This window comes from Rhizobium azibense (assembly GCF_004342325.1).
GTDB lineage: Bacteria > Pseudomonadota > Alphaproteobacteria > Rhizobiales > Rhizobiaceae > Rhizobium > Rhizobium etli_B.
In genome coordinates, this window is sequence record NZ_SMBJ01000006.1 from 238,009 (window position 1) to 263,861 (window position 25,853).

The 25,853-nt window shown below is 60.8% G+C and carries 20 protein-coding genes; 19 read left to right on the forward strand and 1 reads right to left on the reverse strand.

The window, feature by feature from the left end; all coding sequences use genetic code 11:
• The first annotated feature begins 18 nt into the window (after positions 1–18).
• Positions 19–777 carry an OmpA family protein gene (locus EV130_RS16850; RefSeq protein ID WP_074064424.1) on the forward strand — a complete coding sequence of 253 codons (759 nt, stop codon included), beginning with the start codon at positions 19–21 and terminating at the stop codon, positions 775–777.
• Positions 778–886: 109 nt separating this feature from the next.
• A protein-coding gene (locus EV130_RS16855) for an IS630 family transposase (RefSeq protein ID WP_132660890.1) occupies positions 887–1,835 on the forward strand; the annotation gives its coding sequence in 2 pieces (ribosomal slippage) (positions 887–1,222 and positions 1,224–1,835; 948 coding nt in all).
• A 27-nt stretch (positions 1,836–1,862) separates the two neighbouring features.
• On the opposite strand, the gene tssH is transcribed toward EV130_RS16855, so the two are convergent.
• Positions 1,863–4,577 (reverse strand): type VI secretion system ATPase TssH, encoded by a 2,715-nt coding sequence (gene tssH, locus EV130_RS16860; protein WP_132550782.1) that lies wholly within the window; start codon positions 4,575–4,577, stop codon positions 1,863–1,865.
• Between the two features lie 162 nt (positions 4,578–4,739).
• On the opposite strand from tssH, the gene EV130_RS16865 reads away from it, so the two are divergent.
• The 17 genes from EV130_RS16865 (at position 4,740) to EV130_RS16945 (ending at position 25,846) form a co-directional block, all read left to right on the forward strand.
• A complete protein-coding gene (locus EV130_RS16865; protein ID WP_132660892.1) occupies positions 4,740–6,833 on the forward strand; it encodes a serine/threonine protein kinase in 2,094 nt (697 codons plus the stop codon).
• Positions 6,834–6,929: 96 nt separating this feature from the next.
• The gene (gene tssA / locus EV130_RS16870; protein WP_132550786.1) at positions 6,930–8,093 is read left to right on the forward strand and encodes a type VI secretion system protein TssA; all 1,164 of its coding nucleotides are present in this window, start codon (positions 6,930–6,932) and stop codon (positions 8,091–8,093) included.
• Positions 8,090–8,626: a type VI secretion system contractile sheath small subunit gene (gene tssB / locus EV130_RS16875; protein WP_132550788.1), complete on the forward strand. Its 537-nt coding sequence runs from the start codon at positions 8,090–8,092 to the stop codon at positions 8,624–8,626. Before tssA ends, tssB begins: the two co-directional genes overlap by 4 nt.
• Before the next feature lie 3 nt (positions 8,627–8,629).
• Entirely contained in the window at positions 8,630–10,138 is a 1,509-nt protein-coding gene (tssC, locus tag EV130_RS16880; protein WP_074064419.1) for a type VI secretion system contractile sheath large subunit, read from the forward strand.
• A gap of 28 nt (positions 10,139–10,166) precedes the next feature.
• On the forward strand, positions 10,167–10,616 hold the full coding sequence (locus EV130_RS16885; RefSeq protein ID WP_132550790.1) for an Hcp family type VI secretion system effector: 450 nt from the start codon (positions 10,167–10,169) through the stop codon (positions 10,614–10,616).
• On the forward strand, positions 10,603–11,361 hold the full coding sequence (gene tssE, locus EV130_RS16890) for a type VI secretion system baseplate subunit TssE (protein ID WP_132660963.1): 759 nt from the start codon (positions 10,603–10,605) through the stop codon (positions 11,359–11,361). Before EV130_RS16885 ends, tssE begins: the two co-directional genes overlap by 14 nt.
• Before the next feature lie 2 nt (positions 11,362–11,363).
• Positions 11,364–13,238: a type VI secretion system baseplate subunit TssF gene (tssF, locus tag EV130_RS16895; RefSeq protein WP_074064416.1), complete on the forward strand. Its 1,875-nt coding sequence runs from the start codon at positions 11,364–11,366 to the stop codon at positions 13,236–13,238.
• Complete coding sequence (tssG, locus tag EV130_RS16900) at positions 13,202–14,266, forward strand: type VI secretion system baseplate subunit TssG (RefSeq protein ID WP_132550794.1); 1,065 nt, start codon at positions 13,202–13,204, stop codon at positions 14,264–14,266. Before tssF ends, tssG begins: the two co-directional genes overlap by 37 nt.
• Positions 14,263–15,531 carry a type VI secretion system-associated FHA domain protein TagH gene (gene tagH / locus EV130_RS16905; protein ID WP_132550796.1) on the forward strand — a complete coding sequence of 423 codons (1,269 nt, stop codon included), beginning with the start codon at positions 14,263–14,265 and terminating at the stop codon, positions 15,529–15,531. The genes tssG and tagH overlap by 4 nt, the downstream gene beginning before the upstream one ends.
• Positions 15,531–15,992 carry a type VI secretion system lipoprotein TssJ gene (tssJ, locus tag EV130_RS16910; RefSeq protein ID WP_074064413.1) on the forward strand — a complete coding sequence of 154 codons (462 nt, stop codon included), beginning with the start codon at positions 15,531–15,533 and terminating at the stop codon, positions 15,990–15,992. The genes tagH and tssJ overlap by 1 nt, the downstream gene beginning before the upstream one ends.
• 16 nt (positions 15,993–16,008) lie before the next feature.
• A complete protein-coding gene (tssK, locus tag EV130_RS16915; protein WP_074064412.1) occupies positions 16,009–17,343 on the forward strand; it encodes a type VI secretion system baseplate subunit TssK in 1,335 nt (444 codons plus the stop codon).
• Positions 17,344–17,347: 4 nt separating this feature from the next.
• A complete protein-coding gene (gene icmH / locus EV130_RS16920; protein WP_074064411.1) occupies positions 17,348–18,670 on the forward strand; it encodes a type IVB secretion system protein IcmH/DotU in 1,323 nt (440 codons plus the stop codon).
• A 1-nt stretch (position 18,671) separates the two neighbouring features.
• On the forward strand, positions 18,672–22,202 hold the full coding sequence (gene tssM, locus EV130_RS16925; RefSeq protein WP_132550798.1) for a type VI secretion system membrane subunit TssM: 3,531 nt from the start codon (positions 18,672–18,674) through the stop codon (positions 22,200–22,202).
• Complete coding sequence (gene tagF / locus EV130_RS16930; protein ID WP_132550800.1) at positions 22,184–22,729, forward strand: type VI secretion system-associated protein TagF; 546 nt, start codon at positions 22,184–22,186, stop codon at positions 22,727–22,729. The genes tssM and tagF overlap by 19 nt, the downstream gene beginning before the upstream one ends.
• On the forward strand, positions 22,729–23,832 hold the full coding sequence (locus EV130_RS16935; protein WP_132660894.1) for a DUF2169 family type VI secretion system accessory protein: 1,104 nt from the start codon (positions 22,729–22,731) through the stop codon (positions 23,830–23,832). Before tagF ends, EV130_RS16935 begins: the two co-directional genes overlap by 1 nt.
• Complete coding sequence (locus tag EV130_RS16940) at positions 23,829–24,851, forward strand: beta-ketoacyl synthase N-terminal-like domain-containing protein (RefSeq protein WP_132550804.1); 1,023 nt, start codon at positions 23,829–23,831, stop codon at positions 24,849–24,851. Before EV130_RS16935 ends, EV130_RS16940 begins: the two co-directional genes overlap by 4 nt.
• A complete protein-coding gene (locus EV130_RS16945; protein ID WP_132550806.1) occupies positions 24,851–25,846 on the forward strand; it encodes a DUF4150 domain-containing protein in 996 nt (331 codons plus the stop codon). The genes EV130_RS16940 and EV130_RS16945 overlap by 1 nt, the downstream gene beginning before the upstream one ends.
• Positions 25,847–25,853: the final 7 nt, after the last annotated feature.

Genomic DNA, 25,853 nt, shown 5'->3' on the forward strand with positions numbered 1-25,853 from the left:
TTTGCCAAGGAGCCTGAGATGAAGCGCTTGCTGACCACCAAGCTGACGATGTTTCTCGCTCTATTCTTCGTCACTCAAAGTGATTTGGGCGCGCAGGAACCGAACGATTTGGCGTCGCTCAAAGAGCGCTTTCAGCGGCAGATCGAGTTGTTCAAGGCGGCACGGCTCGGAGCCACTCGCGGCCTGGTTCTTACCAACTCCAACTCCGCGTCCGAAGCAGGGGCCATACCGGTGACAATTGCCACGCCTGAAACCGGAGGAGCCACAACCGCTCCGGCTCCCCCTCCCCCTGCAGCCATTACGTCGCAAGGCACCGAAGTTGCTCCAGCAGCCCCAAATGAAGGTCGGCCGTCAACCCAGCAACCGACGGCGACATCACCGGCAACCGCTCAATCCGCAGCGGCGACAAGCGAACAGCAGACATACTGGAAGCTACCGCCCGACGACCAGATCAACGTCCGCATAAATTTCGACTTCGATTCAGCGGCCATAGCGACGAAGCAAAAGGCGATGCTGCAGAAGTTCTGCGAAGTAATAAAGGATATGGACATTAAACTTGTCCGTATCATCGGTCACACGGATGCGGTCGGAGGCGCAAGCTACAATCAGCACCTTTCCGTGCTGCGCGCAAAGGAAGTAACGCGCTTCTTCACGGATGATTGCAACATCCCTCCAGAACGGCTCGAAGCCGTCGGCGTCGGCGAGCAGTTTCTTCTCAACCAGGAAAATCCGAAAGCCGACGAAAACAGACGCGTGGAATTCCAAGCTGTGAGCTAACGGCGGCCGCAACCGCTAGAGCGCTTCCGTTTTTAGCTGAATCGGAAGGGATTCCGTTTTTGGCTGTTTTGTGATTCAAGATGCTGGCTGGAGTGGAGGCCAGCATCGGATGACTCGACCTCTTTCAAATGATCTACGCAAGCGTGTTGTTGATGCCATCGAAGCCGGCGAGAGCTGCCGGTCGGTGGCGGTGCGGTTCGGTGTTGCGGTGTCTTCAGCGGTGAAGTGGTCTCAGCGCTACCGTTCGAGCGGATCTGTCGCGCCTGGGAAGATGGGCGGTCACCGCAAGCGTGTTCTTGAGCCGTACCGGGCGTTTATCGCCGAGCGAATTAACCAGACGCCGCATCTATCACTGCACGGGTTGAAGGAAGAATTGGCCGCACGAGGGGTGAAGGTATCCCACGACACCGTATGGCAATTCCTGCGGCGCGAGGGGCTGCGGTTCAAAAAAAACACTGTTCGCCCTTGAACAGGGACGTGCTGACATCGCGCGGCGACGACAACGCTGGCGGTCCTGGCAGACCGGTCTCGATCCTAGGCGGCTGGTCTTCATCGATGAAACCTGGATCAAGACCAACATGGCGCCGCTTCGGGGCTGGGGGCCGAAGGGCAAACGCCTGCGCGGCTTCGCCCCGCATGGCCATTGGCGCACCCTGACTTTCCTGGGCGCGTTGCGCTACGATCGGCTTGCCGCACCTTGTGTCTTCGATGGACCCATCAATGGCGAATGCTTCCGAGCCTATGTCGAACAGCAACTCCTATCGGTGCTCGAACCCGGCGACATCGTCGTGATGGATAATCTCGGCTCCCACAAGTCGGTCGCCATCCGTCAGATGATCCGTAACGCTGGTGCCCGACTCTGGTACCTGCCGCCGTACTCTCCCGACCTCAATCCGATCGAACAGGCCTTCGCCAAAATCAAGCACTGGATGCGCCTGGCTCAGAAGCGAACGATCGATGACACTTGGCGCCACATCGGACACCTCGTCACAACCATCGAGCCCGGCGAATGCAGCAACTACTTCGCCAATGCCGGATATGCTTCCGTGAAAACCTGAAACTCTCTAGCGGCGAAAGCACGTTCCTTATTCGAACGCGTAGGTGAAGCCTTCGGCAGATGCTCCGACCGTGGCCTTGGTAAGGCGTTTGCCTTCGAGCGCCCAGTTCAGCACACCTTGGCTCAGGGTCGGCAGAAGCGTGTTTGTCAAAATCGCGTCGATCATGCGTCCGCCTGATTCAACTTCGGTGCACCGTGCCTTAATCAATTCCAAAACACCGTTGCCGATGACCAGTTCGGCGTCATGGCTGGCGCGGAGTCGGCGCGCGATCTTGGCAAAATGATGTTGTGTGATCGCATCGATCATCAAATCCGAGAGCGGGTAATAGGGCACGACGATCACCCGTCCGAGGAACGCTGGCGGAAACACTTTCAGCAGTGGCGGCCGCAATGCGCTTTCGAGTTCCTCAAGCGGCGGCCGCGTCCTGCCGCCGTCTGTTCGCTTCATGATGACGTCGGATCCGACATTCGACGTCAGCAGGATAAGGGTGTTCCTGAAGTCGATCCGTCGACCCTCGCTGTCGTCCATCATTCCCTTGTCGAAAACCTGGAAGAAGATCTCGTGCACATCCGGGTGCGCCTTCTCGACTTCGTCGAGCAAGATGACGGAATAGGGGCGCCGCCGCACAGCTTCGGTCAGTACCCCCCCTTTGCCGTAGCCGACATAGCCTGGAGGGGCACCCTTGAGGGTCGAAACCGTGTGTGCCTCCTGAAATTCCGACATGTTGATGGAGATCAGATTCTGTTCGCCTCCATAGAGTGCCTCGGCGAGCGCCAGCGCCGTTTCTGTCTTGCCGACGCCTGAAGGCCCGCACAGCAGGAAAACGCCCACAGGCTTTTCAGGTGAGCCAAGTCCTGCACGGCTGGTTTGCACGCGCCGTGCGATCGATTCCATTGCAACCTCCTGGCCGACGACGCGCTCTCCAAGAAGCTCTGCGAGCTGTAGCGCCTTTTCAGTCTGGCTGGTCAGCATCCGGCCGACGGGAATACCCGTCCAGTCCTGCACGACGGAGGCCACAGCGTTGCGGTCAACGGAGAGCAGGATTAGCGGCGTCTCGCCCTGGATGCCTGCAAGTTCGGCCATCAGCATCTTGAGCCGTGCAAGATCGGCGACCTGGTCGGAGAGCTTTGTGTCGCCGTCCTGCTCGGGGAGATCCACGTCGGCGGCCACCGGCAATTCCACGTCCGCCTCTCCCCTGGCCAATACCGCATCAAGCTTAACTCCCTCTCCCCGCAGCCTCGCCCGTAGATCGAGGATCTGGGAGACCATGGATTGTTCTCTTTCCCAGCGAGCCCTTGCGGCAAGCAACGCGGATTCCGTCTCGCAAAGAGAGGCTTCGACCTTCGACAGGCGCTCCGCGACCTCGATGCCGATCGCAGCTTCGCGCTCAATGATGCCCTGCTCGATCTCGAGAGAGTGCTTGCGGCGCACAAGATCTTCGACCTCAGCCGGAGTCGCGTGCTGCGAGACCGCCACGCGTGCGCAGGCCGTATCGAGTAGGCTGACTGCCTTGTCCGGCAGTTGGCGCGCTGGGATATAGCGATGTGAAAGGCTGACGGCTGTCTCGATGGCTTCGTCCAGGACCTGCACCTGATGGTGCTTCTCCAACGCGCCTGCCACACCACGCAGCATCAAAATGGCGGCTTCTTCATCAGGCTCTTCAACCTTGACCACTTGGAAGCGGCGGGTCAAAGCTGGGTCTTTCTCGATATGCTGCTTGTATTCTGCCCATGTCGTTGCAGCGATGGTGCGAAGCTCGCCTCGCGCCAATGCCGGTTTGAGAAGATTTGCCGCGTCTCCCGTTCCCGCGGCACCGCCTGCCCCGATCAGAGTATGAGCTTCATCGATGAAGAGAATGATCGGAGTTTCCGATGACTGGACTTCATCGATGACTGTCTTCAGCCGCTTCTCGAACTCACCCTTGACGCTCGCTCCCGCCTGCATCAAACCGATGTCCAGCAGGTGTAGCGCCACGCCTTTAAGCGGCGGCGGCACGTCTCCTTCTGCAAGGCGCAGTGCAAAGCCCTCGACCACAGCCGTCTTGCCCACTCCGGCTTCGCCGGTCAGGATCGGGTTATTCTGGCGCCGGCGCATGAGGATATCGACGATTTGCCGGATCTCGGGATCGCGGCCCAGGACCGGATCAATCTTGCCCTCGCGTGCGCGCCGGGTGAGGTCGGTGGCGTATTTCGCCAATGCCGAGTCACCGCCCGCCGGGCGTTTTTTCCGGGACAATTCTGGAGCTTCGGGCTTACCGGCATTTTCAAGTGAGCCGGCCAGTACGTCGTCCAGCCGCGGGATAACCGCATCCGCCTCGATCCGATCGAATTCGGCACTGATCTTCAACAGGAGCCCGTCAAGTACCGCCACCTTTCTGCACGCCAGCAGAACATGCACGCCGCGAACCTCCTCAGATGCGAACTGCAGGCTTGCGAGGCTCCAGGCCTCCTGGATGGCATGAAAGATGTGATCGGAAAACTCCTCGATGGAGGTAGCGCCATAAGGTAGCTTGTCGATCGCCCTCGCCATGTCGGCAGCAAGCCTTCCGACGTCGACGCCGGCATCGGCGAGGATAAGCTGAAAATCTGCGCGGTCGACCAGGGCCAGCTGTTCGATCCAGTGGACGAGTTCGACATAGGGATTGCCGCGAAGCTTGGCCGCGTCCGCCGCCGCCTTGAAAGCGCGCAAGCACACAGGATTGAGCTTGCCGACCAGTTCCTTGCGCTTGAAGCTCTGCTGCATGTCGGTCAGCTCCCATCATGTGATCTTGAATAGAACGTCGCTGCCCTTCGATCGCTAGTCACAGCGTGCCACATTAGAGTATTCTTGACAAATATCCGACCCGCGTGTTCTTGATGAATATTATGTCGCGTGGTTTCCACTGGGTGCGCTGGGAGGCTCCAGATGATTGATCCACTGCCTGGCGACATCTTCCGCAAAGGACAGTTGCTCAACAACACCTATGAGATCGAGGGTGTTCTCGGCCGCGGTGGAACGGGTGAGGTCTATCGGGCAAGCAATCGGATCACCGGGCGGGTGGTAGCGCTCAAGGCGCTGAAACGGGAGCTCTCGGCAAATGCCGGCTATCTGGAGCTGATGAAGCGAGAGGAGGAGATGCGCAGCATCTCCCACCCCGCGGTCGTGCGCTACACCGACTGCAGCCAGACCGGCGACGGCCACGTCTATCTGGTGATGGACTATGTTGCCGGCACGCCGCTCAGTGAGTGGCTCGAACAGGGCGGGGCTTCCCCGCGAGATCTGCTGATCGTGGCAAAAAGAGTGGCCGAAGGCCTTGTCGCAACGCATGAGCGCAAGATCGTCCACCGCGACCTTTCCCCCGACAACATCATCCTCCGCGACGGCAGGCCGGAGGAAGCCGTCATTATCGATTTTGGTATCGCCAAGGACAGCAACACGGGGGCGCGCACGATCGTCGGCAACGAGTTTGCGGGCAAGTACGAATATGCCGCGCCGGAGCAGATGCATGGGCAAGCGGAGCCGCGCTCCGACCTTTATGCCCTGGGCGCATCGCTGCTTGCAACCTTTCGGGGAAAGGTTCCAGACGTCGGAATGAGTCCGGGCGCGGTCGTCCGCCATAAGGAGCGCCGGCTTGACACCTCGGGCGTTCCAGAGCCGCTTAAGTCACTGATCGACGACCTCACTCAGCCTGACCCGACCCACCGGCCACCGAGTGCTGCCGCGGTCGTCAGGGAAATCGGGGAGCTGTTGCAAGCTGGTCTCGCCAAAGCACAGCCGGACGGGAGCGGCACGAAATCCAAGTGGCGGGCCTGGCTTGCAATCCTGCCTCTCGCGGTGCTGGCGGCGATCGCCGGCCTTTGGTTTTTCGGAGTTTTTCAGAGCTTGTCTCCGAAGACCCTGCCGATCGCTACGCCTTACAAGCTGACCGCCGGAGTGGACGGCCAGGGCCGGCCCACGCTTGCCGGTTTCGCACCCGATGCCAACCAGCATCAGGCAATCCTGGCAAACTTCGCCCGCACCGTCGGCCTTCCCCCACCCAACGACGCCCTCACACTCGCCCAAGGCGCTCCATCCGAACGGTGGGCGCAGGACGTCGATGTGCTTTTTTCGGCCGCCGTTCCGCTCGACGAGTGGAAGCTCGAAATAGCTGATCGAACGGTCCGCCTGACGGGCCTCGCACCCGATAAAACCGGACGCGAAGCTGCCGTTACGCGATTTAATGAAGTGGCAGAAGCGGCCGGATACAGGCCTGTTGCCCGTATTGCGGCCGGTCCGCGAGATCTGTCGCCGGACCAACTGAAACCGCTTATCGTGCCGCTGGAGACTTGCGGTCCACTGCGCGTTCAACAACCGGAGGGCGGTACCTTTCCCCTCGGATCGACGATCTCCGTCCAAGGAGACGTCGCTTCAAGCGGCGACCTCGAAGCCATCCAGCAGGCTCTCGCACCCCGTGTCGGAGATCGCGAGCTGCGCTTCGATGCCACGGTGCTCAGCCGCCAACTGTGCGTTGTTCAAGAGCTGTTGCCGGATACGCCGCAAGGTCAGATGACGATCGTTCTTGGCTATGGCGACAGATCCGAGCCAAACATGTCGGGCATCTATACAGTTGGCGACAATCCGGTCATCGATGTGCTTGCGCCGGCTACGGTTGACAAGGGGTATCTGTGGGTCGCCATCGCCGACGTCACTGGCAATCTCTTCAATGTCCTTCCGAACATCAAGAGACCCGATCACGCAATCGCAAAGGTCGGGACCGTGTCGGACGGAATGCGCACCATCCGGGTTGCCTATCCGACGGCAGAGGGTGCGGCCGACCCCGCAAAGCTCACCTTCGCCGTCGACAACACCTTCGGCAGAACCCTGATAATTGCCATGCAGACCGATCGGCCACTTTTTTCACAACTTCGGCCAACAACCGAGTCCACCAAGTCCTTTGCCGAAGATTTGCGTGCAGTGATAGCGGCCGGTCATGTCTCGATCCTTTCGATGACCACCCGGCTCATCGATACTCGTAATTAATTACAACTCGAAGATACGTTGCATTAGTCTAGGCCAAGAACTTGTGGTAAAAGCAAGAAGGTAGGGGAATATTAGTCGGTTATCGGGGGGAATTTGTTGTTCAACTCGGCTCTCTGGTTAAGTCCACTGAACGGCGACAACCCGTCAGGCGAAAGCTTGCGGAATGACGGGCGTTTCCACGAGTTGGAACGTCTTGTGCAGCCACAGATAGAAATCAGCCGCGATGAACGCAATAACCCGGTCTCACGGACCGAGGTCCCTGTCGATTGGTCGATCGTCCTTCGAAAATCAGAAGAGTTGCGCCAGCACGGACGGGATCTGAGGCTCCTCGTGATCGTGACGCGCGCCCTGGCAAACGAACAGGGCCTTGCTGGCCTCGCAGAAGGCTTGAACCTGATCACCGGAACCTTCGACATGCATTGGGAAACGATGCATCCGGAACTTCGTGAGGGCTTGCCGCCACGGGATGCCGCGCTACGCCGGACCAATGCTCTTCTCCAACTCCAAAACGACAAGGATGGGCTGCTCGGCGATCTTCGCAAGATGACTTTCTTTGCGCCGCGTAGCGTCGGCCCAGTCACAGGACGCGATCTCGAACGCGGGGCTCTCGACACCCGAACCGTTCTCAACGAGGCTGCACCCGGACTGAGCGAGGCAGAGACGGCGTCGCTCGTAAGCGAGCACGACCAGTTACTAAATCGCGTGAGGATCGGCTGTGCGGCGTTTGCGGAACAAGCCGCGGACGAGGCAGCCGCGCTTATCGTCAGCGCAAACGCTGCTGCCACGGCGATGGAGGCTCTCGAGACGTCTCTCAATCGGCGAATCGGCGGTGATGTGCGCGTGAGCTTGCCGGATCTGAGCCGCTTCCTGCAGCGAGTGATCTCGACGCTTGAGCGCGCCAGGCCCAGCCCCAGGCAGGAAACTGCAAACGAGGAAACGCTCGATCGTGAGACCGCGTCTGCAAATACGAACTCTGACGCAGCACCCGCCTATGCCGGAGCACCGGCAGTCTTTCCCTCGCGGCTCACCTCGCGCGAGGACGTCACAAAGTGCATCGACCTCATCATTGCCTTCTACGACCGCACCGAACCGTCGAGTCCCATTCCCCATCTGGCGCACAGGATCAAACGTATGGTGCCGATGGATTTTCTGGAACTCATGGAGGACCTGGCGCCCTCCGGTTTGAAGGAATTCCGGCTTCTGGCCGGCGTGCCGGAAAGAAAAAAACCTGTCCCTGGGACGAAAGGTGACCACCAATGAGCGAAACTAAGGCCAAAGTTATTGAACGAAACCGGGCGCCTCGCGTCCAGATCGCTTACGAAGTCGAAACTTACGGCAGCCCGACCACCATCGAGTTGCCGTTCGTGATGGGCGTGATGGCTGATCTCGCCGGCGCCTCCGAGACGCCGGAGGCTCGCAAGTCCGTCCGCGACCGCTCCTTTGTCGAAACCGACGCAAACAGGTTCGGTCGTTTCATGGAAGCCCTCAGCCCGCGCGTCAAAGCGCGCGTGAGAAACACCCTTCCTCAACCGATCGGCGAAGAGCGCGACGAAGAGCTTGCGCTGGACCTGACCTTTACGAGCATGGCCGATTTCGCGCCGGATCGTATTGCCGAACAAGTTCCGCAGCTTGCAGAACTTTTGAGAATGCGCCGCCAACTTGAAGAATTGCTTGGCTTCATGGATGGCCGCATCGACGCCGAAAAACGCATCGCGCAACTTTTGAACAACGAGCCCCTGTTGGGAAAGATCGCCGATCAGGCGCTCGAAGATAGCAGCAAGTCGGAGGTCTGAACCATGGCCGAACAGGAAAGAGCCGCTGCGGTTGGTGTCACGGAAACCAAAGAAGTCGACCTTCAGGAATTCAGCGAACTTCTGGAAAAGGACTTCAAGGTCAAGAAAGATGACAGCGACAAGCTTCAAACCTTGGTCAAAAATCTGGCGCTTGCTGCGCGCGGCCGCACAGAATCGACCGTCATCTCTTCCAACGCGATCAAATCGATCAAGTCCTTGATTGCCGGCATCGACAAGCTGCTGACCGAGCAGACCAACGAGATTCTCCATGCGCCTGAAGTGCTTCAGATGGAAGGCACATGGCGCGGACTGTGGTACCTCGTGAACAATACCGAGACGGATCAAAAGTTGAAGATCCGCGTCATGAACATTTCGAAAGAGGAGTTGGCTGATACCCTTGAGGATTACGAGGGTCAGATGTGGGACCAAAGTCCCATATTCAAGAAAGTCTACACCGACGAATACTCGATGCTCGGCGGCAACCCCTTTGGCTGCCTGATCGGGGCCTACGAATTCTCAAATCATCCGAAGGATGCCGGTCTGCTCCGCAACATGTCCGGCATCTGCGCCTCGGCGCACACCCCTTTCATCGCCGCCGCCGCCCCCCGTCTGTTCCGCATGGAAAGTTGGCAGGAACTGCCCAACCCTCAGGACCTGCAACAGATCGTGTCGTCGCCGGCCTATGCCTCGTGGCAGTCACTGCGCGAGAGCGAGGACGCCCGCTACATTGGCTTGACAATGCCACGGGTGCTGGCGAGGCTGCCTTACGGCGCAGAAACCGTTCCTGTAAAGGGCTTCGCCTTTGAGGAAGAGGTACAGGGCGACCATCATAAGTATGTCTGGATGAACGCGGCCTTCCCGATGGGGGTCAACATCAACCGCAGCCACAAGCTGTTCGGCTGGGGCACGCAAATCCGTGGGGTCGAGAACGGCGGGGCAGTGATCAATCTTCCCGTCCACAACTTCCCGACCGACGACGGGACGGTGGCGATGAAATGCCCGACCGAGGTCGCCATTGACGATCGGCGCGAGGCCGAGCTCGCCAAGCTCGGGCTGATGCCGATCCTCCATCGAAAGAACACTGATATTGCCGCCTTCATCGGCGCCCATTCCTTGCAAGACGACGAGGCGCGAGCCGGCCGTCTGGTCGATCCGGATGCTCAGGCCAACGAGAGACTGAGCGCAAATCTGCCCTACCTTTTCCCGGTTTCCCGTTTCGCCCATTACCTGAAAGCGATCGCACGGGATAAGATCGGCTCATTCAAGGAACGTGCCGACATGCAGATCTGGCTGACGGAGTGGATCAACCGCTACGTTCTCGCCAACCCCGCCTTTGCCGACGAAAAAGCCCGCGCAAAACGTCCCCTTGCAGCTGCCGAGGTCCAGGTTGACAGCGTGGAGGGTCGCCCCGGCTGGTACAATGCTCGGTTTTACCTGCGACCCCACTACCAACTGGAAGGTATCAATGCTTCGCTCCGGCTCGTTTCGGAGCTGCCGTCTATGAAGTCCTGAACAACATTTAGCCCATGGGAGGTTATTCATGAAAATCGACGGTTTTCTCAAGGTACCTGACATCACGGGGCCAAGCGTTCGCGACGGCCACGAAGACGAAATCGAGGTCCACGGAGTAGAGTTTGAAATGCAGGCTCCTTACGATCCGAATTCGCTATCGCGGAGAGGCCGCGTCAGCATGGGCATGCTCAATTTTATCAAGCACTACGACAAGGCCTCGCCCTATCTGAAGAAGGCTCTGTTCGAAAACAAGCTTCTGGACGAGGTCAAGTTTTCAGCGCGCAGAACGATAGAGGGCGAAACGAGCGACTACCTGGTCATCACGTTGAAGGAAGCTTCGGTGACCAACTACACCATGAAGCCGAGTGAGGAGGAGCCAGATGTGATCGAAGAGCGCGTCGGCTTCGCTTACAAGAACATCAATTTCAATTACGACGACAAGGACGAGGTCGAGATGGATGTCTATGTCGGCAAGTGACGGCTGGCAAAAAGGATTTGGAAGGAAGGCGAGACCCGGCGGGCACCTGCGGGCGACTCGAGAAGCGATCCAGCCGTCCTTGTGGGATCGCCTGGTGAACGACCTGCCGGGGCTCAACTCGGAAATCAACCAACTTCGGCAGGCGATCCAGAAAGAAATAGACCCCGACCGTCTGGACGGGCTGGTTGCCGCAGGTCTTCACCAAATGGAGGCCGCTGCCGATATCACCGCCGAGCAGAAGAAGAGCATACACCGTCTGTTCTCTCTCGAGCGACGCCAGGCGGAACTGGAAAGTCGCGGCGTCGTCGTCTCGACCGATGTGCTGCGCGAGGCAGTGCGGCGCGATATCGAGGCGCTTTTTAATGCCCAACGCTTCGAATCGACGCCGCTCCTGACGGACTTCGAGGCAGATCAGGCTGGCGACAACCCTCCGTCGCTTGAGGATTTCCCGGAAGTTCGCCGCAGTGTCATAAATTATGGTGTGCCCCCCTTCTCCGGCCGTTCCTCCCGTGACTTCGATCGCGACGAACTGTCGAAGGAAATCCGAAGCGTGCTCGCCGCATTCGAACCGCGGCTGAAGGAAAGCGCGACGAAAGTAACCGTCAGCCTCGGCGACAGGGCAACCGGTCTCAGGATCGACATCGACGCACTGCTGCTTACCTCGCCGGCCCCTGAACGGCTGCTCCTGCGCACGATACTCAACCTCGACGACGGTTCGGCGCGGACTGAATTGAAGGACACCTGACCATGGACCGGGTCTTCCTGGAGTATTACGAGGAAGAACTCACCCACATCCGGGCGCTCGCTGCCGAGTTTGCAGATATGCATCCCTCGATCGCACGCAACCTTTCTCTTGATACAGTCCCGTGTCCCGACCCCTTCGTCGAACGCCTGCTGGATGGAGTGGCTTATCTCGCCGCGCGCACCCGACAGAAGGTGGATGCAGAAAGCTCCCGTTTCGCACGAAGCGTGCTCGAAAATTTCTATCCGGATCTCGTTTCGCCGACGCCCGCAACCGCCATGGCTTTGCTGAAGCCGGGCCAGCAGGTTCAAACGATGCTCGCAGGACACCTTGTGAAGCGCGGGACCCGGCTGGTTTCGAGCGTCCGTCCGGGCATTTCCACCCGGTGCATCTATACCACGGCGCAGGATGTGATGCTCTGGCCGCTCGCGATTACCTCGGTCACCTACATCCAGGATCGAAGTGCACTCGCAGCAGCGGGGATTGCTCCGGTCGACGGGGTAAGCGGTTCGGCGGCATTGAGCATCACCTTCAATCGAACTGGCAAAGGCAAGCTCAGCGACTTGTCGCTTGACCGTCTGGATCTGTATTTTGGCGACAAGAGCAAGGCGTCGCTGCTCTTTGATACGCTCTTTGGCGCTTGCGCTGCGACCGGCGCCCGCCCGGAAGGGCGCGATAACGCCCTGAGCGCACTTCCGGAGCCGGAGATGATCGGGATCTCCGACGACGAAGCGCTTATGCCGCGCACGCGCGAAACATTCGAAGGCTACAGGCTGTTACGGGAATACTTCATTGCGCCGGAAAGATTTCACTATGTGCGCGTCAAAGGGCTGCAGCCGGTCGTTCGGCGTTGTTCGGCTGGGCTGGAACTGCTCTTTCTGTTGCGGCGTCCGATCCCCGAGCTTGCGAATATCGCAGCGAAGGATTTCGAACTCTTCGCAACGCCAATCATCAATCTGTTCGAGCGCGGCTGCAACGTCATCGAACTCGATGCGCGGCGCACCCGTCAAGTGCTTCACGCCGATCGCACCCGTCCACGGGATTTCGAGATCTATCGCACAATCCGCGTCGAAGATGCCGATGCCGAGCGCCCCGACGCGGAGATGCCGGCACTGTTCAGCCTGGGCCAGAACCGTGGAAACGGCTGGGTCTATTTTACCGAACGCCGCCCGCGGCGCCCGAGCGAAGACGAGCTTCGCCAGGGGCAAACGCGGACCTCCTATCCAGGTGACGATGTCTTCATCACACTTTCGCGCCCCGCTCAGTCCAAAGCTGACCGGCCACCGAAGCGGATCGAGGTGACAGCGCTGTGCACCAATCGCGATCTACCGATATTGGACGACACGCCGTCCCTCACGCTCGAGAGCGGCGATCCCGTGGAGACTATTCAGCTCCTTGGCGCCGTGCGGCCGCCGTGGCCCTCGATTCCAGCGACGCTTCCGGCTGGAGCAGCGGAAGGCTCCAGAGCCGATGAACTCGCCTGGCGGCTCATCGCGCAACTCTCGCTAAATTTCCTCAGCCTGGCCGAGGAGGGCCGCGGAGTGGATCCACTTCACGCTCTGCTCGAGCTTTATGCGAACCGCGGGGATCCAAGCCTAAACCGGCACGTGCGCGCCGTCGCCCGCGTCGAGGCTCGACCCTTGATCGAGCGCTTGGCAATTGCCGGGCCAATGTGTTTCGCGCGAGGCACCGAGGTTATTCTTCATATCGACCAATCCGTGCTTGCCGGGCACAGCACGTTGTTGCTCTCGGCGCTGCTGGCAAGGCTTTTTGCTCGCTATGCGGCAATCAACGCATTCGTGCGAACCCGCGCGCGGATCATACAAAAGCAGGAGGATGTGCTATGGCCCATAGCGCCGGGCAATCGCTTCCTGATCTGAAGGACGTGGCCCCATCCCTTGAGGCTTTCGACTTTTTCGAGCTCCTGCGGCGCCTCGAAGACGACGGACGACTTTTTGGGATGGCCGGCCGCCCGGACCGGGAGCCGGCGCGACTCGGACAGCATGTGCGGCTCGGTTTTGCCGTGCAGGATGTCGCGAAGGTCGAGCCGGCCACCGAAACCACGCCGGCTCGCGTCACGGTCTCGAACCTTGGCTTGCTTGGGCCAGAGGGTCCAATGCCCCTCTACCTAACACGTTGGGTGCTGGATCGGCTGTCGCAGCGCTGGTTTGCCAGGGCGGACATGCGCGAGGTCAGCGATACGACCTTCGTTGATTTCGTGAATATTCTTCAGCATCGCATGATCGCGCTCTTTTACCGGGCGTGGGCCGACGCTCATCCGGCGGTGCAGGTCAGGCGCCACGACGGCGGCCGTATTCGAGCAATGTCGGCGGCCATGGCTGGCCTTGGCTTGTGCGGAAGGGAGCAACATGGTGAGCGCGCAGCTATCAATGCCACGAAACTCTCACACGCGCCGGCGCTCGCCCATCAGGTAGACGGGCCGGAAAGGCTCACCCTGTTTCTTGCCGACCTCCTGAAGGTGCCGGTTCGACTTCGCGAATTTGTCGGCACTTGGATGCCTATACCGAACGGGCTCCAGTCCCGGCTTGGCGGCGCGCATGCGCAACTCGGACGAAGCGCCACGATCGGACCGAGGACGTTCCAGCGACAGCAAAGGATAGAGCTTTCGATCGGCCCGCTGACGCTTGCCGACTACGTGGCTTTCCTGCCCGGCTGCGAACGACGCGCAACCCTGCAAACCGCAATCCGCGATCTCGTGGGACACGGGCTCGATGTCGACGTAAGGCTCGTGCTCAGGCGGGACGAAGTTCCCGCGGCCAAAATGGGAGCAGCGCGGATCGGACACATCGCTTGGCTTGCTCGACCGAAAGACCGCAGTGATGCAGATGATCTGTGCATACGCACCATCATTGGCTGGCGGCCGGAAATGCCGGAGGCTTCGAGATGAGCCTGATCCTTACTCTCGAGCAGGCGCCCCGACCCCAAGCCGTCCGTCAGATGCGGCTCGTCGAGGGAAAGCTGGTCATCGGTCGCAGCGCAGACGCCGACTGGCGGATCGAAGATCCCGACATGTACATCTCACGCGCTCATTGCACGATCGGTTGCGTTCGCGGCCAGTATGTGGTGACGGACACCTCCAGCGGCGGGCTTTTCATCGATGGATCGCGCACGCCGCTTGGATTTGGGAACTCCGCCCCGCTGCATGACGGAGCGCGCTTGCAACTCGGCAATTATGTGGTGCGCGTCGACTTGCAAGCGACGCCGACGGAGCGGGTACCTGAACACCCGGCTTCCCCACCGCCGGCCGGCTTCGAGCGGGACGATTTCTTCTCCGAGCACAAAGAGCCCGCAGCGCCCACCCCGCGGCCAGCAGGATTGCCCGACCCATTCGAACAACCGGCCGCAGGGGCGTTCGCCGCAGCCGGCAGAGGCGAAACAGCAAGAGGGACGCCCATGTTCGACGATCCCTTCAGCCTTGATGCGTTGCCTGCGTCGGGTCAGGAAAAAGGGGCTTGGGATTTTTCTTTGCCCAGTACCACGCCGACCGAGCAGCCTGTCACAGAGCCTGCAGCCGAGCCGGGTCCTGCCCCGAAACCACAAGCAAGGCCAATGCAGGAAAGGACGGCACAAACCGAAACTGCCTTGCGCGACGCCTTCCTGCGGGGGCTGGGGCTCGGCGCCGATGAATTCACGACATCCGATCCGGTCGCCCAGATGGAGAATTTCGGCCGGGAATACCGGATGATGCTGGAAGGGCTGATGCATCTCCTGCGCAAGCGCACCGAAGAAAAGGGCGAAGCGAGGATCGCCCAGACTGTGGTCGGAGCATCCGAGGTCAACCCCCTTAAATTCCTGCCCACGGTGGACGATGTGATCGCGACCTTCCTGGCTCAGCGGCAGGCCGGTTTTCTTCCTCCTGAGGCCGCCATCGGCAGTTCCATCCGCGATCTCGCACACCACCATGTAAGAACATGGCGCGGTGTCCAGGCAGCGCTCGCCCGGATGATTGACCGCTTCGACCCGGCGACCCTGGAAAGCGAACTGAAATCGCATTCGGCGTTGGATGCCCTGCTTGCGGGTGGCCGGCGGGCAAAGCTCTGGGAGCTTTATGAGAAACGCTATCGCGAGATCGCCAAGAGTGCGTCGACGCGCTTCCTTGGAGAGATCGGCAGCGACTTTCGGGACGGCTATGAAGAGAGGGAGAACGACTGATGCTTAACCGACGCGACTTTCTGATGGTGATCGGCGCGACAGGCGCGCTTTCCGCCTGCATGGGGGGCCCGCCAAAATCGTCGACCGTAACGGTCACGGCGACGGGACAAGCGGGGATGAATGCTGCCGCTGGTGGAGGGGAGCGTCCGGTGACCCTCCTTGTTCTTCGGCTGAAGGATGTCGGCAAATTCAACTCTGCCGATATTTTCGCCCTTCAATCCGATCCGGCCGGCGCGCTCGGAGCAGACCTCGTCGGGTCCGAGCAAATGACGGTCGCCCCGGGTGCAAGCGCCTCAAAGACGGTCGCGTTCCCGCCAGAAGCCACATTCCTCGGACTTGTCGCGCTGTTCCGGGAACCAGGCGGTCGCACCTGGCGAAGGAGCGTGCCGATCAGGCCGGAATCGACGGTGACGGCGAATGTCGTACTCAGCCGCGGCGGTATGGCGCTCGCGCTCGCCTGAATGGAGGGCGTTCAGCATGACGGATATCAACAAGGTGCTTTGGTCCGAGGGGCTGTTCCTCCGGACGCAGCATTTCCAGCAGCAGGACCGTTATACCGAAGCTTTGGTGCGGGGCGCGCTGCAGGCTGGACGGCTGCAGACCTTCGGTTTCAGATCCCTCACGCTCGATGCCGCACAGCTGGAAGCCGGGCGGGTGGCGGTAACGTCGGCGCGCGGCATTTTTCCGGACGGCACTCCGTTTGCCATACCCGAAACGATGGACGCCCCCACACCTTTGACAATCACCGGTGACATGGGCGCGGGAGCGGTGCAGCTCGCCCTGCCCTTGGAGCCACCCGGCGGCGCCAGTTTCGACCCGGCTCACCGCGAACCAACCGGAGCGCGGTTTAGAGGACGGATCGAATGGGTACGCGATGCCGTCCACGGGGGCGCTGATCCCGAAGAGATCGAGATCGCCCGGCCGCAAGCCCTCCTCCTTTCGCCGGCGCAGGCGACCGGTGGCTACTCGGCAATGCCGGTGACGAACGTTACCGGGCTGCTTTCCGATGGCAGTGTGGCGATGTCCGAAAATTTCCTGCCGCCGGCGCTCGTAACCGGCGCGGTGCCCTTCTACGGCCAGCTCCTGCAGGAGGTAATCACGGGGCTCGATCGCATAGCCGAAGCGCATGGCAAGATGGTGCTTGGCGGCCCCGGCCGCAGCGTGGAAAATCTGCTGGTGCTCGATCTCGCCAACAGCGCGCGGCCGCGACTGGCCCACATGCTTCCTCAGGAGGTTTTTCATCCGGCCGAGCTCTTTCTGGAGCTCAGTGGACTGGCTGGACGAATGGCAACCTACGGATCGGGCTCACGGCGGCTGAGCGAACTTCCCACCTATGAGCATATGGCGCCGGGGCCGGCCTTTGCCGCACTCGCCGACACATTGCGCTCGCTGATCTTGAGCCTGCGCTATGTCGAGCCGAAGTCGCGGGCGCTGCCGGTTCTGAAGCACGCGACCAATGTCTGGAAGGTCCGCGTCGACAATCCCGAACTGCTAACGGCAAGTCGCATCGTTGTGCGCGTCGGGTGCGACATGTCCGACGAGGCATTGCGCAAGATCTTCGTCAATCAGGTGACCGTCGGTGCTGCAGACGAATTCGAGGCGCTGTGGAAGTCTCGACTGCCCGGCATCCGCCTCAAGCCCCTTCACTCGCAGCCCCGCGAAATCCCCTACGACGGGGACCGTCTCTGCCTTGAGCTCGATCAACGCAGCGAGCATTGGGAATCGCTTCTGCGCTCGCCCGGGTTCGTGATCGGAGTTTCCGGCGTTTTGCCCAGCGAACCACAGGTCGACTGCTATTCGGTAAACAGGTAGCACCATGACAAGTGAGGATCCATTCGGCCTTTCGGAAGATCAGGGCCGTACGCGCATCCGCCCGCCGGCGGGCGCAATGCCCCCTGTCATTCCCACCGGCGCATTGGCGAGACGCGCGCGATCCCACCCCAACACGCTGATCAACGCTTTCGCCACCTTGCTTGAATTTGCGCCGGAGCTCGAGAATGCATTGCCACCTGGCAATCCGGAAGCGCTGCGGACCAGACTGATGGAGGAGCTGGTTTCGGCGCGCGACGCGGCCGTGGCCGCCGGCGCGAGCCTGGCACAGGCAGATGCGGCCGCCTGGGCTGTCGCCTCCCTGCTCGACGATCTGGCGCTCAACACGCCTTGGGGCGGCTCCAGCGCCTGGCCCCGCCAGCCGCTGGTCGTCATGCTCCGCGGCGATGTGGACGCCGGAGCACAGTTCTTCGCAAGGCTGGAGGAGCTGGAGCGCTATCCTGGCCGCGATCGTGAACTGCTGGAGTTGCAATACTTCTGTCTGGCGCTTGGTTTCCGCGGCAAATATCGGGTGCCAGGGCGTGCGGGCGATCGCTCCATCAGCGCCGTTCGCGCTGCAGCGGCTCGCTTCCTGCGCGACGCTGATGCCGAAGGCGCGCCGCTCTCGCCCAGATGGGAAGGTGTCGCGGCAGCCGATGAGCCTTCCCGCTTTGCCGTTCCAATCTGGGTCCTCGCAGTCGTGGCTGTGGCGCTCGCGACGGCGATTTACGTGCTTCTGTCGGCGCGGCTAGGCGCCAGGGCAGAAGAACTTGCCACGCTCGTTCGGGCGCTACCGCCGCCGGAGCGCGCCGAGATCTATCGGCCGGAAAAACGTGCGCCGGCACCGGATGCGCCCCCGGTCGAACCTGTCGTCCTTGAGCTGCTGCCAGAGTTCCGTGCCGCCGCACCTTCTGCGCTTCTGCCGGCCTTGAAGGGCAATGAAAACGCCTCTCGGGTCACACTCCTGCTTCAGTCGAGCACTCCGGAGCTTTTCCAGTCTGCCCGGCCCGAATTGACGAAAAGCTTCGAGCCGCTTGTCGCCTCCGTCGCAGCTGTTATCAAGGAGAATGCCGAACTGATCAGAAGTGTCACGATCATCGGACATACCGACAATGTTCCGCTCCAGACCTCTAATCCTCTATCCAACAACCAACGCCTCTCCGAGGCGCGCGCCGCAACGATTGCCGCTTTACTGCGTGCAAGCGGCTTGCCGCCTGAACGCTTGAAATCGGAAGGACGTGCGGCAACGCAGCCCCTTGCCAGAAACGACACTCGCGAAGGCCGGGCTGCCAACCGCCGCATCGAGCTCCTGATCGAGAAGGGGCTTTGAGATGGCGATCTTCCGTTTCCTCTGGGCTATCCTAACCTCGCGCTGGCTCTGGACCTTCATCGGGCTCGCGTTGCTGTCCCTGATCGTCTGGATCTTCGGCCCGATTGTCAGCGTCGGAGAGAGCGCGCCATTAGCGTCCGAGACGGTGCGATTGGTCATCATAGGCCTTCTCTTCGTTCTGTTTCTCATCTGGTGGATCACGGCACAACGCCGGGCAATCCGCGCCAATCGCCTTTTCGTTTCCGAAATCACCCCGCCACCGGAAGCGCCCCCGAGCCCGGCTGAGGAAGGCGTCGCCTCCGTAGGCGCAAAGTTCCGAGAAGTGATGTCGGAGCTGAAACGCCACAAAATCGGCGGCCGAAAGTTTCTCCGGGAGATGCCTTGGTACGTGATCATCGGCCCGCCTGCGACCGGCAAGACAACGGCACTGCGGCAATCTGGACTAAGCTTCCCCATCGACCTCTCCGACGATTTGCATGGCGTGGGCGGGACGCGCAACTGCGACTGGTTCTTTTCCGAAGAGGCGGTGCTGATCGACACCGCGGGCCGCTACGTTCAACAGGAAAGCCAACCCGACGTCGACGCAGCGGAATGGTTGGGCTTCCTCGATCTTCTGAAAAAGCACCGGGGCCGCCGGGCCTTGAACGGCGTCATCGTGGCACTCGCCATCGACACGCTTCTAGAAGGCGACGCGGCCATTCGCGCGCACGGCCGCCAGATCCGCAAACGGCTAACCGAACTTCAGGAACGGCTCGAGATCCGCCTGCCCGTCTACCTGATGCTGACCAAGGCCGATCTCATAAAGGGGTTCGAGACTTTCTTCGGAGGGCTGTCGACGGCCGATCGCGAGCAGGTCTGGGGAGTGACCTTCCCGCCCGGCGCGAGCATCGACGGCAGCGAAGTCACGCGGGAACTTGCCGCATTGGCTGGCGAGCTCGAACGACGCCTCGTTCCGCGTCTCGAAGGCGAAGAAAACCTTACCGCGCGCGCGGAGATATTTCGTTTCCCGGCACAGGTTGGGAGCCTCTCCGAGCCCATTCGCGTGCTGGTCGAAACCGTCTTTGGTGAAAGCCGCTATGCCGAAAGTGCCTGGTTGCGTGGCATCTATTTAACCTCCGCCACTCAGGAAGGCACGGCAATCGACCGGCTGACGGCAGCCCTCGCGTCCTCCTTCGGCCTTCCGGCACAGCCCGCCGCGCCGATGCTGCGGGTTGAAAAGCGCAGCTTCTTCCTGAAGGACCTGCTCACCAAAGTGATCTTCAAGGAGGCGGGTCTCGGCACGTTCGATCCTGCCGCAGAGGAACGGCGTATCTGGATATGGCGAGGCGCCGCAGTGGCCGCCGCGGCATTGGTTGTCGTCGCCGGCCTGGCCTTTACGGTTTCCTATCGGAAAAACAGCGCCGCCCTTTCGGCACAGGCCGAACAGCTGGAGGCCCTGCAGCTTCCGCTCACTCCGGTTGCTGCACGTCAGGCGCCGCTGGAACCGCTCGACCTGGATGTGGCGCTCGAGGCCGCAACCGAAGTATCGAATGCCCGGACCGAGCCGCCAGGCGGGATTGCTGCGTTGATCGGCCCTTCCGCGGCGACCGAGATCAGACAGGCGCAGGAGGACGCTTATCACCGCTCGCTTCGCAACATATTGGAACCACGCATGGTTGCGCTGCTCGAGGCGACGATGTGGCGTCAGATCCGTGACCCGGAGTTCCTTCTCGGCGCCTTGAAGACGTATCGCATGATGACCGGATTGTCGCCGATGGACCCCGAATTCGCCAAGCAATGGTGGACTGAGCGGCTGCCCGAATTCGCGCCTGCGCCGCCCTTCCGGACCGAGATGGCTGCCGAACATCAACTCGCTGCAATCGATAACATGGCGGCGGATCAAGCGCTTATCCAGCCAGATGAGGCGCTGGTGGGCGAAGCACTGCGGAGCATCTGCTCAATTCCGCTTCCAGTGCGTGCCTATAATGCACTGCTCTCAGATCCGCAGATCACAGCACTTAAAGATTGGATTCCGGCGGACCATGTCGGCCCAAACGGCCTTAAGGTCCTCGCTCGACGCTCGGACAAGACCCTTAGGGTGGGCATCAGCGGCGCCTTCACCTATGACGGCTTTCACAGCGGAATTCTTGCACGGCTCGAGGACGTCGCCACTCAGGCTGCGCTCGATCGCTCCGTTTTCGCCGGAGGGTGCTCGGAAAATGCCAGCCCGTCGGTCGCCGCGCTTTCCCAGGACATCCTCAAGCTTTACTACGACGATTACATCGCGAAGTGGGACAGCTTTCTGCGCGACGTAAGGCTCGCGCCGCTGGTAGACCTGCAGACGGCGAGCGAAAACCTCAAGGATCTCTCCAGCGCAGATTCCTCGATGAAGCGACTGCTGAACGCCGTCATTCAGGAGACCGAGCTTACCCGTTCCGAAGATGACGCTGGGGGCAAAGTTCCTCCGGCAGCAGCTTCCAAGCTTTTGTCCAAACTCGGCAAGATCGGCAAGCTTGCCAAAAAGGGCGCGAAGCTGATGCCTGCCCCCGGCTCCAAGGCTGAAGTGGATCTCTCGGGCGTGCTGGTTGCCGAGCATTTCAAACCCATCAAGGCTGCGATCGCCGAGGTCGACGGCCAACCTCCAGCACTCAATGACGCCGTTGCAGCGCTCACTGCGCTCTCGAACATGCTGCAGACCGTATCGGCAAGTCCCGATGCCGAGGATGCGATAAAGCGGCAAGGCGGCTTGGCCGAACTCACAGGGGCGGTGGCAAAACAGGCCATGACCCTCCCTGACCCGCTCGACGACTGGCTGGCCGGCATCGCCGGCGACACGAGCGGCCTTACAACGGAAGCGGTCACCTCTGAACTTAACGCCATCTGGCGCGCCGATGTGCTGCCTTTCTGTCAGGCGGCGCTGGCGAACCGCTATCCGTTCATCCCTGACAGCGCAATCGATGTCAACGTGGTCGACTTTGCGCGGGTCTTTGGTCCGGGCGGGCTGATTGACAGCTTCATAAACAATCAGCTGATCAACTATGTCGACATGACGCGCCACCCCTGGAAATGGCGTGCGGACATCCGGCTCGATTCGTCAGCCTTAGCGGCCTTGGAACAGGCCCGGCTGATCCGCGACAGCCTCTTTCCAGGTGGTGCCGGACCGATCCTGACCTTTACGCTCGAGCCCAAGGACCTTTCGCCGACGGTCGGCCGCGTGACGCTGAACGTCGACGGCCAGAGTCTCACCTATTTCAACAACCCAACTCGCCCGCAGCCAATGACGTGGCCGGGCAAGGACGGGACGGGCGTCATTACCCTCGCCTTTCAGCCGCTTGACGGCTCGCCGGAAGTGATGGTCAGCGAAACCGGGAGCTGGGCTTTCCTGCGAATGCTGCGTGCCGGCCGACTGAGCGGGACCGAACTTCCGGAACTCTACAAGCTGCGGCTTGCCGCCCAGGGCCACTACGCCGATTTCGAGCTTCGGGCCGCGAGCGTGGCCAATCCCTACGACCTGAAAATGTTTGCGAGGTTTTCGTGCCCGACGCGGCTGTGATCCTGCCAGGCTTCTTCGGAAAACTGCCCGCGACGGGGGATTTCGTCACGCGCGGCCTGCCGGCATCCTTCGTCGGCGCTTGGGATCGCTGGATTAGCCGGCATCTGGTTCACCGGTTTCCGGAAGGTTCGATGTCGGTTCATCCGGCATTGCGATTTATCCTCGGCCCAGAAGCCTTCGGACCCATGACCGGCGTGGTGATGGCAAGCGCCGACCGCGCGGGCCGGCGGTTTCCGTTGACCATCGCGGCTGTGCCGCCGACCGCCACAACTGACATCACCACGCTTGCCGCGGACTGGCTCGATGCGGTGGAAGCTGCGGGAAAGTCTGCGCGCGAAGGCGAGACGGACGGTGACGGACTGGCGGCCCGCCTTGGATCCCTGCCCTATCCCGCGATCGCGGCGTGCGGCGCTCCAGTCCGGCGCATGACATTGTGGATGGGTGAATGCGAGGCATTCGAAGTTGATCCCGGCGCACCTGAAGCAGCGCTGCGCCACCTCTTCCCAGAAGGCCTGGAGGCCGGCTGATGCAGATCTGGAACCAAACCGGCTTTCCGACCGAGTTCACGATGGGCATGGACAAAGAGGGCCGCGAGTACATCGTCGTCGTCGTCAAGGGAACCTTCGATTTTCCGGAAACGCCGGGTGGCTCCGTGCGAAAATCATCCGTGCAGGTGCCGCTGGTGATGGCCGATACGCATACAGGTGAGCCCGGTTTTTCGGCCACCCTCTGGGAAACCGACTTTGCTTTTCGAAAGCCCCGCTGCGACATCATCGCCAATGGATGTGCCTATGCTCCCGGAGGGCGTCCGGTCGAACGTGTCAGCGTCGGAATCAAGGTGGGCAACTGGTCAAAGATCTTCGACGTAATCGGGCATCGCGAGTGGCGCGCCCGTGGACCGCTCTTGGTCGCCACTGCCCCGCAACCCTTCCTGCGTCAACCCTTCTCATACGACACGGCGTGGGGAGGCACCGACCGCCTCGACCCGGACGACAGGCTTCCCGCGAGCTACCCGCTCAACCCGGTCGGCACCGGCTGGGCACGCACGCGCAACCAGCATCGGATCCCGGGCCTTCGCCTTCCCAACACCCAGGCGGTCGGCGAGGAAATCCGCTCGCCTTTCGGCGACTACCGGCCGATGAGTTTCGGACCCTATGGCCGAGGCTGGCCGGGCAGGATCGAATTCGGCGGCACTTACGACCAGAACTGGATCGACAATATCTTCCCGTTCCTGCCGCCGGATTTCGACGACCGTTATTTCCAGATGGCGCCGCCCGACCAGCAGACAGACCCTCCGAAGGGCGGCGAAGAAGTGGTGCTGGTCAACCTTACGCCTGCCGGACGCGAGAGCTTTCGCCTGCCGACCACCAGCCTTCCGATGACGCTGTTCAAGGGCCGTGAGAAAGCCTTCGAGAGTGCAATACCGCCCGATACGGTCTTGTTTGATCCGGAGAACCGGCGCTTTTCACTGGTCTGGCGCGTGTCGCAGCGCATCCATCGGACGATCCTCGACTTCAGCGAATGCTGGGTCGGCTCACCCACGGAATCCATGCTTAGGGCGCGGGCAGCAGGTCGCGCCTTTGTGCGTGCGAGGAGTGCGCCTGCGCCGGAAGAGGAGGAAGAGGCATGACCACCCCGATCGACATCATCTCGATCGGTATGGTAACGGCGGTCGGCCTTGACGCCCCCTCCGCATGCGCGGCAATGCGGGCCCGGCTGGACGGTTTTCAGCAAACGAGGTTTCTGGGATCCGGTGGCGATTGGCTGATCGGTGCTCCTGTGCCCTTGCCGCGCCACTGGATTGGGGAAAAGCGTATTGCACACCTCGCGGCAGCCGCCATCTGCGAAGCCTTTGAAGCCGTGCCGCAAGCCCGCGGCCAGACCGCGCTCATTCTTTGCCTTGCCGAGGAAGAACGATCTGGCCGCCCCGCCCCCGATGGCGCGCGCCTTCTTGGCCGCATCGCCGATATCGTGGAAAGTCCGCCGCACGGCCGCTCGAGGATCGTTTCCCATGGGCGCCCCTCTGGACACGTCGCTCTCGAGCAGGCGCGTCGGATGCTTATGGCCGGCGAGGCACTTTATGTAATGATTGTCGGCGTCGACAGCTATTTGACGACGGAGGCCATTGCCCACTACCTCGCCGACGATCGCCTGCTAACTCCGGACAATCCAAACGGCTTTATCCCCGGTGAAGCGGCCGCAGCCGTCCTATGCACACACTCGCACAACAGCGGAATTCGCCTCTTCGGACTCGGTCTCGCCCGCGAGCAAGCCTTCATCTACAACTTAGACAACCTTCCGCTACGCGGCGACGGCATGATCTCGGCTTACCGCGCAGCACTTAATGAGTGCGGCATAGAGATGAACCGCCTCGGCTATCGCATTGCCGATCTTATCGGAGAGCAGTACTGGTTCAAGCAAAGCGCGCTGGCCAGTCTGCGCCTCGTACGCGGCGCTCATGGATTTCAGGACATTTGGAGCCCTGCCGAATCCCTTGGCAACGTCGGCGCCGCCGTGGTTCCGCTGATGATAGGAATGGCTTTCACCGCTGCCCGCAAGGACTACGCCGCCGGAAACCCGGTTTTGATCGAAGCCTCTAACGATTCCGGCGTCTGCGGCGCTGCGATCCTCTCGGCGAGGATCACCTGATGGGCGACGTTTACGCCAATGGGCTCGAGATTTCCGGCAAGGGCAGCGACGGCAAAACCATCGCCGCTTTCCCCGACGTCTGCTTCACTCCGCCCGAAAATCCGGCTACTCCGCCTGGTGTGCCAGTGCCGTATCCGAGTTTCGGCATGTCGGGCGACACGGATAAGGGAACCTCCACAGTAAAGATATCTGGAAAAACGATCAATATTAAGAATAAATCCTATCTTACCAGGACATCTGGTACGGAGGCTGGGGTCGCCGCCAAAAAAGGCATAATCACATCAAAGAACACTGGAAAGGAATATTTCAATTCTTGGTCTAGCGACGTAAAATTCGACGGTGAACCGGTAATCCGAATGTCGGATCTGGCCACAAATAATCACGCATCGCCGCAGGGTAATACCCCACCGTGGGTACATGTCTTGAAGATTAAAGTCGGTCGGTTCACCTGCGCCGCAATCCTAGCCAAGTTGGACATCGTAGTGCACCCCTACAAGAACGCCGACAAACACTGTGAGAGCCGAGACCAGTCCAAACCTGCCGCTAAGGACAACAAGTACCAGCAATCTGACCATATTATTCAAAACGCCTGCTTCGAGAACGCTCGCGGAACCGGCGGAATCAAGACCTTCAAGGACTATAATATGAACGACGCACCGTGTGTCTGTCTAAAGGACGGCACGCGACGTGGCACAGAGCACGGTGAAAAGACCGCAGCGCAGAACGAATGGACCAATAACCAGCTCGAGAAAAACAAGAATCCGACTTACGAGGAGGTCCGCGAAGCCAACCTTGAGGCAATGAAAAAGGCCAAGGCGCCGCACATGGATGATAAGAATGGTAAGGAGCATCCTGCGCTAGACTGCCTGCGCGCCATCTGCGATGCATTCTTCCACCCCCTAATGGAAAATGAGGGTGACGACAATACACAAACGCGTACACCAAGAGGTGGACGTTTCAAGCAGCCGGCAGCCGGTAAGAAGGCACGCAAATAGGGAGACG